Annotated in this window: 13 protein-coding genes; 5 read left to right on the forward strand and 8 right to left on the reverse strand. The window is 68.6% G+C overall.

Annotation, left to right across the window (positions count from 1 at the left end; genetic code table 11):
• The first annotated feature begins 149 nt into the window (after window positions 1-149).
• Window positions 150-1,553 carry a PucR family transcriptional regulator ligand-binding domain-containing protein gene (locus tag ACWC2B_RS03435; protein WP_450714746.1) on the forward strand — a complete coding sequence of 468 codons (1,404 nt, stop codon included), beginning with the start codon at window positions 150-152 and terminating at the stop codon, window positions 1,551-1,553.
• Window positions 1,554-1,575: 22 nt separating this feature from the next.
• Here ACWC2B_RS03435 and ACWC2B_RS03440 read toward each other — a convergent pair whose 3' ends face one another.
• The 4 genes from ACWC2B_RS03440 to ACWC2B_RS03455 form a co-directional block, all read right to left on the reverse strand.
• Complete coding sequence (locus tag ACWC2B_RS03440) at window positions 1,576-2,358, reverse strand: M48 family metallopeptidase (protein ID WP_450714747.1); 783 nt, start codon at window positions 2,356-2,358, stop codon at window positions 1,576-1,578.
• 5 nt (window positions 2,359-2,363) lie between these two features.
• A complete protein-coding gene (locus ACWC2B_RS03445) occupies window positions 2,364-5,912 on the reverse strand; it encodes a type I restriction endonuclease subunit R (protein ID WP_450714748.1) in 3,549 nt (1,182 codons plus the stop codon).
• A 152-nt stretch (window positions 5,913-6,064) separates the two neighbouring features.
• Window positions 6,065-6,367, reverse strand: coding sequence for a hypothetical protein (locus tag ACWC2B_RS03450; RefSeq protein ID WP_450714749.1), 303 nt, complete (start codon window positions 6,365-6,367; stop codon window positions 6,065-6,067).
• Complete coding sequence (locus tag ACWC2B_RS03455) at window positions 6,364-6,636, reverse strand: hypothetical protein (protein ID WP_450714750.1); 273 nt, start codon at window positions 6,634-6,636, stop codon at window positions 6,364-6,366. The genes ACWC2B_RS03450 and ACWC2B_RS03455 overlap by 4 nt, the downstream gene beginning before the upstream one ends.
• 139 nt (window positions 6,637-6,775) lie before the next feature.
• On the opposite strand from ACWC2B_RS03455, the gene ACWC2B_RS03460 reads away from it, so the two are divergent.
• Together ACWC2B_RS03460 and ACWC2B_RS03465 are read left to right on the forward strand one after the other, a co-directional pair.
• Entirely contained in the window at window positions 6,776-7,570 is a 795-nt protein-coding gene (locus ACWC2B_RS03460) for a helix-turn-helix domain-containing protein (protein WP_450714751.1), read from the forward strand.
• On the forward strand, window positions 7,563-7,784 hold the full coding sequence (locus ACWC2B_RS03465) for a DUF397 domain-containing protein (RefSeq protein ID WP_450714752.1): 222 nt from the start codon (window positions 7,563-7,565) through the stop codon (window positions 7,782-7,784). Before ACWC2B_RS03460 ends, ACWC2B_RS03465 begins: the two co-directional genes overlap by 8 nt.
• 87 nt (window positions 7,785-7,871) lie before the next feature.
• Here the strand turns inward: ACWC2B_RS03465 and ACWC2B_RS03470 are convergent, their stop codons facing one another.
• The 4 genes from ACWC2B_RS03470 to ACWC2B_RS03485 form a co-directional block, all read right to left on the reverse strand.
• On the reverse strand, window positions 7,872-9,098 hold the full coding sequence (locus ACWC2B_RS03470) for a restriction endonuclease subunit S (protein ID WP_450714753.1): 1,227 nt from the start codon (window positions 9,096-9,098) through the stop codon (window positions 7,872-7,874).
• A complete protein-coding gene (locus ACWC2B_RS03475; protein WP_450714754.1) occupies window positions 9,067-11,661 on the reverse strand; it encodes an N-6 DNA methylase in 2,595 nt (864 codons plus the stop codon). The genes ACWC2B_RS03470 and ACWC2B_RS03475 overlap by 32 nt, the downstream gene beginning before the upstream one ends.
• A 91-nt stretch (window positions 11,662-11,752) precedes the next feature.
• Complete coding sequence (locus ACWC2B_RS03480; RefSeq protein WP_450714755.1) at window positions 11,753-12,415, reverse strand: RloB family protein; 663 nt, start codon at window positions 12,413-12,415, stop codon at window positions 11,753-11,755.
• Between the two features lie 4 nt (window positions 12,416-12,419).
• Window positions 12,420-13,712 (reverse strand): AAA family ATPase, encoded by a 1,293-nt coding sequence (locus tag ACWC2B_RS03485; protein WP_450714756.1) that lies wholly within the window; start codon window positions 13,710-13,712, stop codon window positions 12,420-12,422.
• 169 nt (window positions 13,713-13,881) lie between these two features.
• Here ACWC2B_RS03485 and ACWC2B_RS03490 point away from each other — a divergent pair, with 169 nt between their 5' ends.
• Together ACWC2B_RS03490 and ACWC2B_RS03495 are read left to right on the forward strand one after the other, a co-directional pair.
• The gene (locus ACWC2B_RS03490) at window positions 13,882-15,039 is read left to right on the forward strand and encodes an acyl-CoA dehydrogenase family protein (RefSeq protein WP_344378855.1); all 1,158 of its coding nucleotides are present in this window, start codon (window positions 13,882-13,884) and stop codon (window positions 15,037-15,039) included.
• 36 nt (window positions 15,040-15,075) lie between these two features.
• The gene (locus ACWC2B_RS03495) at window positions 15,076-15,963 is read left to right on the forward strand and encodes an acyl-CoA thioesterase (protein WP_450714757.1); all 888 of its coding nucleotides are present in this window, start codon (window positions 15,076-15,078) and stop codon (window positions 15,961-15,963) included.
• Window positions 15,964-15,967 lie beyond the last annotated feature (4 nt).

Genomic DNA, 15,967 nt, shown 5'->3' on the forward strand with positions numbered 1-15,967 from the left:
TGTGGCGACCCCGGGCCGGCAGAACACCGCGCCCGACCCGGTCCGGCTCCGCGGGCCCGTCGGTCGGCACGACCTTAGGCGGGCGAGCAGCCACACTGAAGTGTACGTTTCTTCCACTCCTGTCGCTGCTGATGGATGGATCGTCCACCATGCCGGACCCGGCCACTCCGCCCACTTCGCCCATTCCTCCTACTCCGCCCATCGCGCTGGCCGCGCTGCTGGCCCGCGCGGACCTCGGCCTCCGCCAGATCGCGGGGCCGCCGGACGCGTCCATCCGCTGGGTGCACACCTCGGAGATGGCGGACCCGTACCCGTATCTGCTCGGCGGGGAGCTCCTGATGACGGCGGGGGTGCAGCTCGCCGACCCCGAGTGGTACGTGTCCCGGGTGGCCGCGGCGGGGGCCGCGGCGCTGGGCTTCGGCGTGGCCCCGGTGTACGACGAGGTGCCGGCCGCGCTGGTGGAGGCCTGCGCGCGGCACGGCCTGCCGCTCCTGGAGGTGCCGCCGCAGACGACGTTCTCCGGGGTGGCGCGGGCGGTCTGGCTCCTGATGGCCCGGGCCCGCGAGGACGAGCTGCGCCGGGTGAGCGAGGCACAGCGGGCCCTGGCGACGGCGGCGTCCCGCCGCGACCCGGTGGGGGCGGTGCTGCGGGTCCTCGCGGGGCGGCTCGGGGGGTGGGCGGGGTTGCTCACGCCGGACGGGGTGGTGCTGGACTCGGCGGGGCGCGAGCCGGCTCACTCCGTGGAGGTGGGGGTGGGGCGGTTGGTGCGGGTGGTGGCGCCTTCGGCGGATGCCCTCACCGCCACCGACACCGTCGGCGACACCCACCTCGCCGCCTACGCCCTCGCAGGGCCCCGCGTGCTCGCCGTCGCGACCCCGCACCGCGCCCCCGGCGACCACACCATCGCCGGCGTGGCGGCCGTGCTCCTCACCCTGCTCACCGCGGAGCGGCAGGGCGCGGGCGAAGCCGCCCGTTCGGCCGCGCTGGTGCGGCTCCTGCTCGGCGGCGCCCCCGAGGAGGCCGAACCGTTGCTCGGTGAAGGCCCCTGGGTCGTGGTGCACGCCCGGGGTCAAGGGGCCCCGCCCGACCTCGGGACCCCGCTGGTCGACGCGGGCGGGCCGAGCGTACGGGCCCTCGTACCAGCCGACCGCGAGGTCACCCCGCACCCCGGCTGGGCCCTCGGCGCCAGCGCCCCCGCCGGGCTCGACGGGCTGGCCGTCGCCGACACCCAGGCCGCCCGCGCCCTGGAACGCGCGGAAGCGACCCGCGCCACCCTCACCCGGCACCGCCCCGCCGGATTCGACGCGCTGATGAACCCCGAAGAGGCCGCCGCATACGCCCACGAACTACTCGCCCCACTCACCGACCCCCTGCGCACCACCCTGCGCACCTGGCTCTCGCTGCACGGAAGCTGGGACCGCAGCGCCGTCGCGCTGGGGATGCACCGCAACACCGTGCGCCAGCGGATCGGCCGCGCGGCGGCGCTGCTCGGCGTGGACCTCGACGACATGGACGTACGCACGGAGCTCTGGCTGGCACTGCGCCAATCGTGAAGTCGCCTTGGGGAAGCGGGAGTTATCCGATCTGGCCCATCCACATGCGTCGGCCCAACTCGTCGAGCTCTGTGCGGCGCTCCTCGTACTCAGGCAGCGCAAGCCCCAACAGCCGCCAGAAGTCGGCACGGTGGCCCGAAACCCGCACGTGAGCCAGCTCATGCGCGACGACGTAGTCCACCAGGTGCATCGGGAGCTGGAAGAGAGGCCATCCCAAGCTCATCAGGCCCGGCTCCCGGCCCTCGCCGCCCGGCCGGTACTTCCCCCAGCGCTGCCCAAGGTCACAGACCTCCAGCGCGGGTTCGGACACGCCCATTCTGGCTGCCCACGGCTGGAGTCGTCCCGCCGTCCAGGCACGTCCTACTCGGCAATACCAGTCGACCAGCGCCTTGCGGGCACGGGCCGGGTCCTCGGCCTCGTCCCTGCCCATGACCAGACGCCCCGCGATCAGCCGGACCCCGCCATTCACGGGTGAGTCCGGCACGATCGCCAGCCGGTACGTCCGCCCCAGGTAGCGGAAGACCTCCCCTTCGACCAGCCGCTTGGCCGGATTCAATGGTCGAGTCCGCTCACGCAGTCCGAGTTTGCTCACCAGCCAGTCGCGGTGTGTGCGGACGAAGCCCTCGGCCTCGGTCACCGGTCGGCCCAGGGGTGCGTGCAGCGTGAGCGCGGCGTCCGTCTCCACGGTCAGCGCGAACCGTTTGCGGCGGGTGCCGATCCGGACCCGCAGCACCAAGCCGTCCACGGTCAGTTCGTCCCCGTCGGCGAGTGCCGGGGGGATACGGGCGTCTGCGAGTGCGGTCACCCGCCCTATTCTCCCCGGGCCCTGCCCAAGAACTGCGCACGGTTACTGTTCGCGAAAGACGCGAGCCCCTGCGCGATGTGCCCCAGAGGACTCCAGTCCGCCGGGTCGGTGGGCCGAAGGCCGCCCCTGACCAGCTGAGTGTGGATGCCGCTCGCCAGGTCGCTGATGTCCTGGCTCTGGCCCTGGTAGGCGGCCTTCCCCATCGTGCGCGCGGCCACGTCGCACACGTCGCCGATCAGCAGCCGACTGTCCCGCGTCTCGTCATGTGCGGCTCCGGGGTACTCCATCAACAACTGGTCGAGGAGCCGGAACACCCGCTGCTCAAGCAGGCTGAGTCCGGCGAGCGCCGGATCCTGCTCCTCCTCCTGCAGCGCCTGCTCGATGAGCGGGCCGAACTCGGCGAGCTGCTCGTCGAACCGTCCGGCGAGATCCCGCAGGATCTCCTCAAGCCGCTCCGAGAGCCGGGCGTACTTCGCCGGGTCCTCCCGCTTGACCCGCTCCTCCAAGTGGAAGCGCAGGGCGTGCCCCATTTCTGCCGCCGCCTCACGGACCGGCAGAGCGCGCACCATGTCGTCGAAGGCGGGCGACGCGAGTGAGACGGGCGGGATGACCTCTTCGAACTCCGGCGCCTCCAGATGGTCGGCGATCATCGCACGCACCTTGCGGCCGTAGTTGCGCAAGGTGAAGATCCCGCCAGGACCGTCCCGGTGAAGCGTCCGGATGCGCTTTTGGAGCCTGCCCCATCGGCGTGCGTCGTCCACGAAGTCCAGCGCGTGCTCGTGTGGCAGTACGCGCTCCAGCGCTGCCAGGAACTCATGCAGCACCGTGTCGTACCCGGACCGTTTGGCCTCGTCCTCGAAACCGGCAGCGAGCCCGCCGAGCCGCGCGACGTCGTCGAGGTCGGCGTCGGAAATGCCGTACTGCTTCAGGAAGTTCCGCACCGCCTCAGCGGCCGGGGCCAAGGCCTCGACTTCGTCCGAGAGGCTCCTCATGGTGTCGTCGACATCGGCGTCCCGGTACCCGGCGAGCGCGCCGGCCAGGTGCTCGAAGACCCCGTAGTAGTCGACGACGTAACCGACTTCCTTGCCGGGCATGGGCCGGTTGACCCGGGCGACGGCCTGGAGCAGTTCGGCGTCGCGGATCGGGCGGTCCAGGTAGAGCGCCTGCTCGCGCGGCGCGTCGAAGCCGGTGAGCAGCATCGACTTCACGATGAGGAAGGCGACAGGGCTTTCCGGGTGCACGGGGTCCGGCCCCGGCCCGGTCTCGGGCTGCGCGGGCTCGGCGGGCGGGGACCAGGGGTGGTCCGCAACATCGGAATGCTGGGCGTCCTGTAGGCCCTGATGGAACGGCGTCGACGCCACCCACTCCGGCTCGGGCGGGAGATGCGGGAACGCGTGGTGAAACCGATCGATATACGCCTTCTGCCGCTCCTTGTCGGTCCACGACAGCCAGCGGCGGTGCTTGCGCTCGGCACCCGGCGAGATGACCGGTACGAAGTCGATGCGGCGCAGCAGCGCACGGTACTGGTGCGCCGTGTGCAGGTAGCGGAGCCGACGGGGCAGGTCCTCGACGGGGGTACCGGCCACGGACTCCGGGTCGAAGGCGGTGAGCTCGATCATCAGCGCATCGCGCGCGGCCCGCAGCGCCTGGTGATACTCCACGGCCGCCTTCCGGCTGACGGCGGCGACCTGAGCCTTGAAGCCGCCGCCCGGCAGCACCCAGGTGACCCAGTGTTCCAGCATGTCCTCGGCCTTGGCGCGGATCATCGGCCGTGATTCGGCGACGTCCCGCTCGGTCGGCGAACTCTTCAGCAGTTTCGCGCGCTCCTCAGGCGTGCGGTCCCTGATCAGGTCCTCGAAGTTCCGGTCGAGCCCGTCCTTGTCGAAGACCTTGCCCTCGCCGGTGCGGCCTTCGTACCGGATGCGAACGACGACGCCGTCGCGCTCGGCTTCCTCCATCCGGTACGTGTCGAGGAAGTCCCGCCCCGAACCACCACTGAAGATCCGGCGGGTGTCGGCCTCCCGGCCGGTCATGATCGGCGTGCCGGTGAACCCGATCTTCGCCGCGTTGGGGATGGCCTTGCGCAGCGCGGCGTGCAGCACGCTGGTGTGCGAGCGGTGCGCCTCGTCGACCAGGACGAGGATGTCGGAGGAGGTGTTGCACTCCGGGAAGTTCGGAACGATCGGCGGAGTTTCGACCACCCTCTCCCGCCGGGCCCGCTCGGCCTCTTCGTACTCCTCGGCGAGGTCCCGGTCGTCGCCGTCCTGCCCGCCCTCGGCGGCGAAGGTGAACCCGCCCCCGTACTTCTGGATCATGGCGAAGACGACGCGCCGTCCGCCGTCCCGCAGCAGCCCCTCCATCTGTGTCCGGGTCTCGGCGGTCTCGACCTCGGACTCGCTCAGCCTCAAGGTCTTGGACAGCTGGTCCTGGAGCTGGGCGCGGTCGGTGACGACCACCACCATGAACTCGCTGAGCCGGTGGTGCAGATGGATGCGGCGCACCAGGAACGTCATGGTCAGGCTCTTGCCGGAGCCCTGCGTGTGCCAGATGACACCACCGCGCTCGTCCGCGTCGAGCAGCCCGCTCCGGGTCCGCCCGTTGAGCAGCCGTCGCACGGACTTCTCGGCGGCCCGGTACTGCTGGTGCCGGGCCACGGCCTTGACCGTGCGAGTCCCGCCGGATTCGTTCTCGACGGGCAGCGGGATGACGTAATGCCGTACGACATTGAGCAGCGCGGCGGGCCTCAGCACGACCCCGACGAGCTTGTGCCGCTCGTTCAACGGGCCGACGTCGTCCGGCAGTTCACCAGCGATCGTCTGCGGCCGCTCCGGCTCGACACTGCGCCACGGGTGGAAGTGCTCGGGCGCCGAAGTGACCGTCCCGAGATAGGCGGTGTCGGCCGTCGCGGCGACCAGCAGCTGCACGGTCCGGAAGAGCTCGGGGACACCGGCCGGCAACGGCAGCCCGGCTTCCACGCGTTCGTCGTCTGGCAGCGGATCACCTGCGTAGTGGCGCAGGTCGACGACGGCACTGCGGAGCGGATCGGACAGCTCCGGGCTCTTGGCCTCGACGACGACGAGCGGAATGCCGTTCACGAACAGGACGATGTCGAGGACCGACACATCACCGGACCGGCTCTTGACCCGAAGCTGATCAACGACGACGAACTCGTTGAGCTGAGCCCGCTCCTCATGCCACTCGATGTACTGCACGGTCGCGGAGGGCCCGCCGTGGTCGGCCGACGGCGCGGTCAGGACGCAGCCGCTGAGCAGCATCTCGGTGGCGTCGAAGTTGGCCTGCGCGATGCCCTTGCCGAGGGGGACGAGGGTCAGTTCCGCACGGGCCCGGGACACATCCGTCGCGTCCATCCACGGCTTGCGGTCACTCGCCCGCAGGTTGATCCGCCGCAGCGCCGCATCCAGCCGGTCCACGAGCAGAGGCGCGTCGGCGTCGAGCGTTCCGACGTCCTTGCCGGTGAGATGCGTCCACCCCATCGCCTCAAGCTGCGCGACGATCGGCCGCTCCACCTCGTCCCGCTCCACCTGCACGACCACGCCCCGCGCCTTCCCGCCCGTACCGTTCTCCGCTCAGGCCACTCATTCTGCGCCTCGGGAGGGCAGGGTGGGAGGGTTCTGGCCTGCGGGAATGGGAGGAGGGCTGGGGTTGTGGTGGGGTTTATGGGTGTACGTCCATGAGGCGTTCGGGGTCAGTCAGCGGGCCCATCGGCCTCAGGCCCCGGAAGCCGGGCCCCTCGGCTCACCGCGATCCGGTGCACGTCACGGAGAGCCTCGGCCATGCGGGCCAGCAGGAATCGGAGCTGGGCGCTGGTGGCGGGCCCGCCTCCGCCCAGCATGTGGTCGGCGTGGTCAAGCAGTTCGACGGCCATACCGAGCCGGATGCTCTCGATGCCGTCGGCGACCCGGGCGAGGTACCCGGTCCCGTCCGTGAGGAGGTAGCAGGGTTTGCCGTCCGGGCTGACCCACGGGAGCAGCTGGCCTTCGTCCCTCATGTACCCACTCCCGCACGCCGGTTCGGGTACGGCCGAATCTCGACGCCGTGCGCGGTGAGCCAGAGCACGCGCCGTCGCCGCGCCTCGTCCCGCTCGTGCGCGACGAGGTACGGGCGGACGAGGGGACTGTCCTCGCCTCGGAGGAGAGGTTCGGGATCCCAGGAGGCGGCGACCCTCGGCGGGGCGGGGTGCGGCGGATCCGGTTCCGGCTCGGCGGGCCGTAGCCGCAGCAGCAGACTTTCGAGGATTCGGATGATCCAGTACGTCATGTGGCCGCCCTCTCTTGGCAGTTGGCGGCACCCCGCCTCGATATCGCTGCGTAGCGATCCACTTACAGAGTGAGACCGGGCGGGCTAGCCTTGCCAGCGGGCAGAGCGTGACAAGGCCTTTGTCGCAAGGGAGTTGGCCGTGAACAATACGTACGGCGAATGGCTGCGCCAGCAGCGCGAGGCAGCCGGCCTCACTCAGCAGGAACTGGCCGTAGAGGCGATCATGACCCGGTCGCACATCGCACACATCGAGGCGGGGCGCCGCATCCCGTCCAAGGAGGACGCACAGAGACTGGACCGGGCGCTGGGCACGGGGGATGTGTTGACCAGGTTCCTGCCGGGGGATGATTCGGCGATTGCCGACCACTTCGCGGCGGCGCGCCATCTCGAACAACAGGCAACGATGATCCGGGAGTTCGCACTGTCCCATGTGCCTGGCATCCTGCAAACGGACGCGTATGCACGCGCGGTCATCGGTGCCGCCTTCCCTCCGCACAGCGATGAGGAACGTGACAGGCACGTTGTCGCACGGCTTGACCGCTCGAAGATCCTCACCGATCCAGTGACGCCCGTGGTGTGGGCCCTGTTGGACGAGGCCGTCCTGCGACGCCCGGTCGGTGGCCCGGAGGTGATGGCGGAACAGATCATGCACATCGTCCGCCTGATCGAGACCGGGCGGGTACGCACGCATGTGATGCCGTTCGGCTTGGGGGTGTACCCGCTCATGCAGAGCATGCTGACGCTGATGTGGTTCGAGGACCAACCCCCGGCCGCGTACAGCGAGGGTTTGTCCGTCGGCAAGGTGCACGACTCTCCAGCCGTAGTCGAGCGGCTGCAAGCCGTCTACGATCTCGCACTGGGCGAAGCGCTACCGACCAAAGAGTCACTCGTCCTGTTGAAGGCGACAGCGAAGGAATATGGACACCGTGAGTGAGCACATCATCCCAAACGCCGCCTCACTGAGCGGCTGGCGCAAGTCGTCGTACAGCGGAAGCGACTCGGGGAGTTGCGTCGAGGTGGTGGATGACTACACGACGGGCATTCCGGTCCGCGACTCCAAGGTCCCGAGCGGACCGGCGCTGATCCTCCCCAAGGCGGGCTGGTCATCGTTCGTGGCGGCAATCAAAAGCGGCCACTTCACCGCCTGAGCCGCCCCAACAAACAGGCCCGCGCCTCACAAAGCACGGGCCTCGCCATTCTCGTAACCGTTTAACCTGCCGAACTCAAGCCGTTCGCTAGACCCTCCCGGCCAGCAGATCGTCCACGAGACCCAACTTGAGAGCCTGCAACTTGGCCAGCTCCGCCTCCTCATTCGCGATCTGCCCGTCGCAAGAATTGAGCGAATCAATAATTCGGCGCTGCTCGGCTACCTCAACTGGCAGATCAATATCCATTTCCCGCAGCCGAGTGGGGTTGACATTGACCTGCTGGACAGCAACGGTCGAGATCGCCCGAACGCGCTGCCGGATCAGCGGATGCATGAGCCACTCGACTAGGTACTCCGGGATCAGGCGAGTACGGTCAGAGTTGATGCGCACCAGGTACGACGCGAAAGTGGCCTCAGGGATTTCATCGCGCCACATCGCCGACTTTCCAATGTGGTCAATGCTGTTCGTGCGGTTGAACAGGACATCACCGTACTGGAGCCGGAGTCGATTCGGGACCGGTACCGGGCTGTACCGCAACTCCGAGAGCTCGGGCCTTCCGTCCTGAAGGTTGTTCATCCGCAGCACCGGAACGCCTCTCGGATCCTGGTTCAGAGCCTCGGAGATGCCGTACTCGGCCGTGGGCACGACGTCCTTCAACGGCACCCTCGCCCAGCCCGCCAGGGGTTCCGCCTCCACAACAGAGGACATGGAAGCCAGCAAAGCCCCTTGCCGTACGCTGCGCATCTTCGCAATCGACGCCTCAATGGCCTGCTCCTGCGCAGACACGGCCTCGATGACCTCGACGATGCGGCGCTGCTCCCTCAAGCTAACGGGGTGGGCAACAAGATGCTCAGCGAACTTATCTTGTGGCAAATGCGCAATACTCGTCTGTCCCACAGCATCATCGAATAGCTTCCATCGAGCGGCATAGTTCATGTAATGCAGCATGTAACGGGGATCGATTCCCCCGCGTGAGCGCAGTCGGTGCAGCGACTTCTGGAAGTAGCACTCTTGGCGCTGCTCTTCCCAAATGGCAGTTCGCCCAACTTCACCACCTTCAGTGACCAACAAGTCCCCTCGGAGCAGTCTGAACTTCACACGCTCCGACCCACTGAAACTCATGTGGTTCAGCTCTTCAAAGCCGATCCGGTTCCACTGAACGTTCTTGTTGGTCAGATATTCCCTCTGAGCCGGACCAGCGGTCGCCTCCTTGCTCAGCATCTTGCCCAGTTGCATATCGAACAGATCGCCCACTCGGGACAGAGCCCACCCGGGCCGAAGCTCACGCATAGCCAAGCCCCTCCAGAAACCCATCCAGCTCAGCCGCAGCCCGCTCCCGCTCCGCCCGGATCTCCCGCAACGAGACGGCGTACTTGCCGTCCCACATCCCGTACGCCTCGGCCAACTCCCGCCTACGGCGGACGACATGACCGTCCAGCTTCCCCGCGAGGTCGTCCCGCAACAGGTCCAGCACGACCCGCCGCTCCCCCGCCGCGTCCAGGGCGGCCCGCGCCCGGAACAGGCGGGGCGTCGACTCCTCCCCCAGTTGCGGCTGGTCGCCCGGCGTCCGCTCGAACCAGAAGTCGGCCTCAAGGCGCTTGATGAGCGCGCCCACCTTCGCGCGCTCCTTCTTCACCGTCGCCAGCTCGGCCAACTGCTCGACGCTCAGGGCGACTTCCTCGCGCGAAGGCGCATCGGAGTCCTGCGCCTCTTCCTCGCCGTCTTCCGACGGCTCCGCGTTGAGTTCCTTCCAGCGCGCGTCCAGCTCCGCCTTGCGGGCATCCGCCGCCGCGAGTTCCTCCAGGAAGTCGGGGGCGATGGCGGCGACCACCTTGTGGTCGTACGCCTGACGACGCTCGGCCGTGGTGCGCTTGCGCAACTTCCTTGTCTTCGGGTCCTGTTCGGGCGCGAGCATCGTCTCGACGTTCTCGACCCAGCCGTCCAGGACTCCCGCGAAACCGTTCTCCGAGAGCGCGAGCAGGTCGTACTTGGCCTCGTACCACCAGCCGGCCACCGCGCCCGCGAGCGCGTACCGGTCGAGGAGACCGACCTTCCCGAGTCGCTCCACGAACGACTCGATCAGCGAGCCCCGCACCGCCATCAGTGCGGCCTTGCGCTCCGAGGGCGTCAGGTCGGCGAGGCGTTCCGGGGTGGCCGCCACCGCTTCCAGGTGCCGGACCTCACCGGCCCACCACGCACCGAAGGCGTCCCGCAGCGCGTCCTCGCGTGGGCGGGCCAGTTCGGCGAGCCGGGCCGCGTCCGGGCGCTGCCCTTCCGGCAGGAAGTCGACGTACTCGGGATCCGCCGGGTTCCGCTCGACGAAGAGGTCGGCGAGTCGCAGCCCGTACGAGTCGAGCAGCTCCTTCTTGGCCTCGATCTCAGTGCGCGGCACGCCACCCACCAGATGGGCCCGCACATCCTGCGGCTCCGGCGGCGGCGTGTTGTCCACGTACCGGCGGATGTTGAGGTTGTCCTCGTTGTCGCGCAGCTCCTCACGGCTCACCACCCGTGAGAGGCCCGGCACTTCGGCGTACTCGCGGTACGTCGTCACGATCTTCTCGGCATGCTCGGGCAGCAGGACGTTCTGCGCCCGCTCCGAGTGATACTCGCGGTCGGCATTGATGAACAGCACCTTGCCGACCCGCGCCGGGTCCTTCTTGCCCGGCGGGCGCAGCATCAGGATGCAGGCCGGGATGCCGGTTCCGTAGAAGAGGTTGGGAGCCAGGCCGATGACGGCCTCGATCGCGTCCTCGTCCAGCAGCTTCGTACGGATCTCCTGCTCACCGCCGCCGCGGAAAAGCACACCGTGCGGCATGACCGTGATGACCATGCCGCCGCGCCCCTCCCGCTTGGTCTCCCAGAGCATGTGCTGGAGGAACATCAGGTCGGCCTTGCCGCGTTCGCTGGTCGCCCCGTACTTCGTCCGCTCGGCGCCGTGCGCGAGGTCGGCCAGCACGTAGTCCATGGAGAACGGCGGGTTGCTGAGCACCCCGTCGAAGCGGTCCAGATCGGTCTTCGGCACGTGCGCCGGCTCGGCGAGGGTGTCGCCGGTGTGCAGGTCGAAGCGGCGTACGCCGTGCAGCACCATGTTCATCGTCGACATGATCCAGGAGCCGCTGTTGGCGTCCTGGCCGGCGAGGAACATGTCCGAGGTGTCACCGCCATGTTCCTCTACGTACTCCTTGGCGTGGATGAGCATGCCGCCCGAGCCGACGCACGGGTCGTAGATGCGCGCCCCCTGCCGGGGGTCGAGGAGCTCGACCATCATGCGAACCACGGCACGCGGGGTGTAGAACTCGCCGCCCTTGCGGCCCGCCGAGTCCGCGAACTCCTTGATCAGGTACTCGTAGGCGGCACCGATCAGGTCGGGGAACTCGAAGTCGTCGGTACGCAGCCTGATGCGGCCGAAGTGGGCGATGAGGAGCTTCAGCCGCTGGTCGGCGAGCTTGGCCGCGCCCGCCGCCGCGCCGGAGCCGCCGATGCGGTTGAAGTCGAGGTGGTCGAAGAGGCCCTTGAGCTTGTCGTTCTGGCCTTCCAGGGCCTGGAGGGCGGGGCGCAGGCGCTCCTCGTTGATGTTGTGCGTGGCCGAGGAGATCGACTTCCAGCGCGCGATCTTGGGGACAAACAGCACATCGCGGTTGCTGTACTCGGATGCCTGCTCCAGGTAGCCGTCCAGCGATACCCCGCTGAGGCCCAGCTCGCTCGCCGCGCGTTCCTTGATCTGGTCACGTGCGGCTTCGAACTCGTCGTTGGCCCGCTTCAGGAAGAGCAGACCGAAGATGTAGTCCTTGTACTCGGACGCGTCCATCGTGCCGCGGAGAATGTCCGCGGCGGCGAAAAGATGCCGCTCCAACTGCGCGAGCGTGAGCTTGGCCACGTACCGACTCCCTACGACTGAGATGACGTAGGAACCCTACGGCCGACACCGGCCCGGCCGAAATCCGCAGTGCCGATCGGATTCGGCCTGATCAGTAAGTGGTGATTCCGAGTCCCGTTTCGACGAATGCGTGGACGTCCGTGTACGGGTCGCGCAGTTCGCGCGGCACGTGCTCGTGGTGCTGGGCGTTCATCTTCAACGCGCGGTCCCTGGCCTTGGTGTAGCTGCCCTTGGGGATCTCGTCCGGCTGAACGACCTTGATGTTCAGCGATGTCTGCGCGAAGGGCAGCCGTTCCGTGGCGAGACCGCAGACTCCGCCGAAGCTGCCGGAGACGTCCTTGTGATGAAGGAGGCGCCACACCTCGAAGCAGGGATGGGAGAAGGCAACCTTCACCCCGGCTGCCTCGGCCTCGCTCATCGCCTTCTGAATGTGCTCGTGCTGGTCGCGGTCGAAGAGAACCCAGACCTCCGGGAGTGGAGTCTTCGCCTTCTTCGCCTCGCGGGTCTTCTCTCTCATCGTCCTGGTTGCGTCTTCCACCAGCGTGAGCGGTTTGCGGTGAGACCCGGCGGCCTTCCTGTTCGCGATCCGCATGTCGACGTTCCGCGCGGCCCCGGACTCGCGGTGCCGCTCCCAGATGATGTCGAGGAACGAGGGCTCGGTCTCCTTGCCCTCCGTGAAGACGTAGACGACCTTCTTCCGCCTCCCGCCACGCGCGGGCGCCCCCAGCGACTCCTTGCCCTTCGCTCGTGCCACCTGCTCAGCCCCGCCCCTTCTGCTCCGCGCGGCCCCGCCCCGCCGCGCGCTCCTGTTCCTTCGCGACCAGGAGCCGCCTGGTGATCTGGCCCTCCAGGAGGGCGGGGACCCCGCCGAAGGCCCCGGCGAGGTAGGACCTCATCAGGTCCTCTTTCTCCCCCGGGTCGGCGGCGGTCAGCGGATAGATCTCGGTCGCGCCGTGCACGTCCTTCTCGGTCAGCCACACCTGCTCCGGGTCGAGCAGCCGCTCACCACTCGGAGTGCCAAGGACCGAAGGGTCGTGCGAGGTGAAGACCAGCTGGGCGCCCTCCGGGTTTGCCTGTGGGTCCTGAAAGAGCCGGACGACTTCGGCAGCGAACCTCGGGTGCAGACTGGCGTCCAGTTCGTCCACGAGGAGGACGGCGCCTTCGTCGAGAGCGAGGAGCATCGGGCCGAGAAGGGCGAACCATGACCGGGTGCCGAGGGACTCATGCCGCCAGTCGAGGGCGGTCTCGCCCTCCACCGTGCGGTGAGTGAGCTGGACATCCAGCCGCCCATCCTGATTCCGGACAGCCTGGGCTCCGGTGATACCGAGGTCGGCCACGGTCAGCAACTCACGGATCCGCTTCGCCCTGGGGCCGGACAACGCGTCGGCGGTGTACCGCTCGCGTTCCGCCCGCTCGTCTTCCGGGTTAATCAGCCAGAGGTTGCGGCGGAACCAATGGAAGAGCGGGGAGAGTTGAGGGTGGTTGTCCGTTCCGGCCATGGAGAGAAGCAGGGCGTCGGGACGGGTGCGTCGCACGAGCTGGGCTCGGTCCTTGACTCGGTTGCCCGGCCAGTCGTACACCTTGTCGGGCGCTCGTGAGGCGTCACGGTCGAGCCATACCTGGCGGTGGCCGCGCGGGTAGCTGTGCAGCCACTCGGACTCGACCCGAACGGCCCCGAGTTCGAACCCGTACGTCCAGCGCACTCCGTCGATGACGAGATCCACCTCGAAGAAGCTGGGCTCGCCCTCTTCCTTGGGGGCCAGGGCGAATGGACGGCGCGGGATGCTGCCGCGTGAAGCCCAGCGGGCGTAGGAGTCGAGAACGGCTGTGCGCATGTCCGTCATGGCGCCCAGCACACTCGACTTGCCGGAGGCGTTGGCGCCGAAAATACCGATCAGCGGCAGCACTCCTACGGCGCGGCCGCCGGCGAGTTCCAGGGTTCGTGTGGTGTCGTCCGGGGCGTCGGGCAGCTCCCGTTGCGGCACGACAAAAGACAGCTCCTGCTCATCACGCAGGGATCGCACGTTCGCAGCGCGGAATCTCAGCAGCATGCTGCCCCCTTCTCGCGGTCAGCGTAACGGCCGCTTGCGACATCGGCTCACGCTGGGTGGCGTCGCAGAGTGGGGCGTCTCACTCTGGACAGTGCCGGTGACTGCCGGGTAACTTCGTATTTCAACCTGAGCAAGCGCTTAGCTAAACTGTGAGCCGAGGAGGGCGTCCGTGCGCCGTACGGTATTCAACGAAGACCACGAGGCGTTCCGGGAGACCCTGCGTGCCTTCATCGAGGCCGAGGTCGTTCCGGTCTACGACGAGTGGTTCGCGCAGGGCATCGTGCCGCGCGAGTTCTACTACAAGCTCGCCGAGCTCGGCGTCTTCGGCATCCGCGTGGACGAGGAGTTCGGCGGCGCCGGCATCGACTCGTACAAGTTCGAGGCCGTCATGTACGAGGAGACGGCCCGCGCGGGCGTGCAGTTCGGCGGCTCCGGCGTGCACGTGCTGCTCGGCCTGCCCTACATCAAGATGCTCGCCACCGACGAGCAGAAGAAGCGCTTCCTGCCGAAGTTCGTCTCCGGCGAGGAGATGTGGGCGCTGGCGATGACCGAGCCGGGCACCGGCTCCGACCTCGCGGGCATGAAGACCACCGCCAAGCTGTCCGAGGACGGCTCGCACTACGTCCTCAACGGCTCGAAGACGTTCATCACCGGCGGCGTGCACGCCGACCGCGTGATCGTCTGCGCCCGCACCGACGCCCCCTCCGCCGAGGACCGCCGCCACGGCATCTCCCTCTTCGCGGTGGACACCAAGTCCGAGGGCTACTCGATCGGCCGCAAGCTCGACAAGCTCGGCCTGAAGACCTCCGACACGGCCGAGCTGGCGTTCGTCGACGTCAAGGTTCCCGTCGAGGACCTGCTCGGCGAGGAGAACAAGGGCTTCTACTACCTCGGCCACAACCTCGCCTCCGAGCGCTGGGGCATCGCGTTCGGCGCGTACGCGCAGGCCAAGGCGGCCGTCCGGTTCGCCAAGGAGTACGTGCAGGACCGCACCGTCTTCGGCAAGCCCGTCGCCTCGTTCCAGAACACCAAGTTCGAGCTGGCCGCCTGCCAGGCCGAGGTGGACGCCGCCGAGGCGGTCGCCGACCGCGCCCTGGAGGCCCTGGACGCGGGCGAGCTGACCCCGGCCGAGGCCGCGTCCGCGAAGCTGTTCTGCACCGAGGTCGCGCACCGCGTCATCGACCGCTGCCTCCAGCTGCACGGCGGCTACGGCTTCATGAACGAGTACCCGATCGCCCGTCTGTACGCCGACAACCGGGTGAACCGGATCTACGGCGGCACCAGCGAGATCATGAAGTCGATCATCGCCAAGGACATGGGGCTGTAGAGGCCGGTCACCGACCAGACCTGTACAACTACCCTCATGCATCAGGCACTTGAGAGCCTCCTCGATCTGCTCGACCTTGAGCGGATCGAGGAGGACATCTTCCGGGGGCACTCCCGCTCGGCGGTCGTCCCCCGCGTCTTCGGCGGCCAGGTGGCCGCCCAGGCGCTGGTCGCCGCGGGCCGCACCGTCCCCGCGGACCGGATGGCGCACTCCCTCCACGCGTACTTCCTGCGGATGGGGGACCCGGGCGCGCCGATCGTCTACACCGTGGACCGCATCCGCGACGGCGCCTCCTTCACCACCCGCCGCGTCGTCGCCATCCAGCACGGCCAGCCGATCTTCCACCTCTCCGCGTCGTTCCAGACGTACGAGGAGGGCATGGAGCACCAGACCGGCATGCCGCCCGCGCCGGACCCGGAGTCGCTGCCGACGGCCGCCGAGATGCTGCCGCGCTACGCGGACGCCTTCCTCGACGAGGGCGTGGTCGACCGCATGCTGGAGGCTCGCGCGGCCGTCGACCTGCGGTACGTGGACGTACCGCCGTGGGGCACCGTCGGCACCCCGCGCGAGCCGCGCTCGCAGGTGTGGTTCCGCACCAACGGCAAGCTGGCCGACGACCCGCTCCTGCACGTGTGCCTGGCCACGTACGTCTCGGACATGACGCTGCTCGACTCGGTGCTGCTCGCCCACGGGCGCGGCGGCTGGGCGGTCGGCGACGTGGTGGGTGCCTCGCTGGACCACGCGATGTGGTTCCACCGGCCCTTCCGAGCCGACGAGTGGCTCCTGTACGACCAGGAGTCCCCGTCGGCGTCCGGCGGGCGCGGGCTCGGCCAGGCCCGGATCTACACGCAGGACGGCCGCCTGGCGATCACGGTGATCCAGGAGGGCGTGGTCCGCGTCCCGCGCAGCTCCCCGCGTCCCTAGCAGG

This window comes from Streptomyces sp. NPDC001415, from assembly GCF_053597395.1.

Bases quoted from the DNA above. Each gene is read 5' to 3' on its own strand.
- ACWC2B_RS03495 (WP_450714757.1), top strand. From the start codon at position 15,076: ATGCATCAGGCACTTGAGAGCCTCCTCGATCTGCTCGACCTTGAGCGG.
- ACWC2B_RS03450 (WP_450714749.1), bottom strand. From the start codon at position 6,367: ATGAGGGACGAAGGCCAGCTGCTCCCGTGGGTCAGCCCGGACGGCAAA.
- ACWC2B_RS03470 (WP_450714753.1), bottom strand. From the start codon at position 9,098: ATGGGTTTCTGGAGGGGCTTGGCTATGCGTGAGCTTCGGCCCGGGTGG.
- ACWC2B_RS03435 (WP_450714746.1), top strand. From the start codon at position 150: ATGCCGGACCCGGCCACTCCGCCCACTTCGCCCATTCCTCCTACTCCG.
- ACWC2B_RS03485 (WP_450714756.1), bottom strand. From the start codon at position 13,712: ATGCTGCTGAGATTCCGCGCTGCGAACGTGCGATCCCTGCGTGATGAG.
- ACWC2B_RS03455 (WP_450714750.1), bottom strand. From the start codon at position 6,636: ATGACGTACTGGATCATCCGAATCCTCGAAAGTCTGCTGCTGCGGCTA.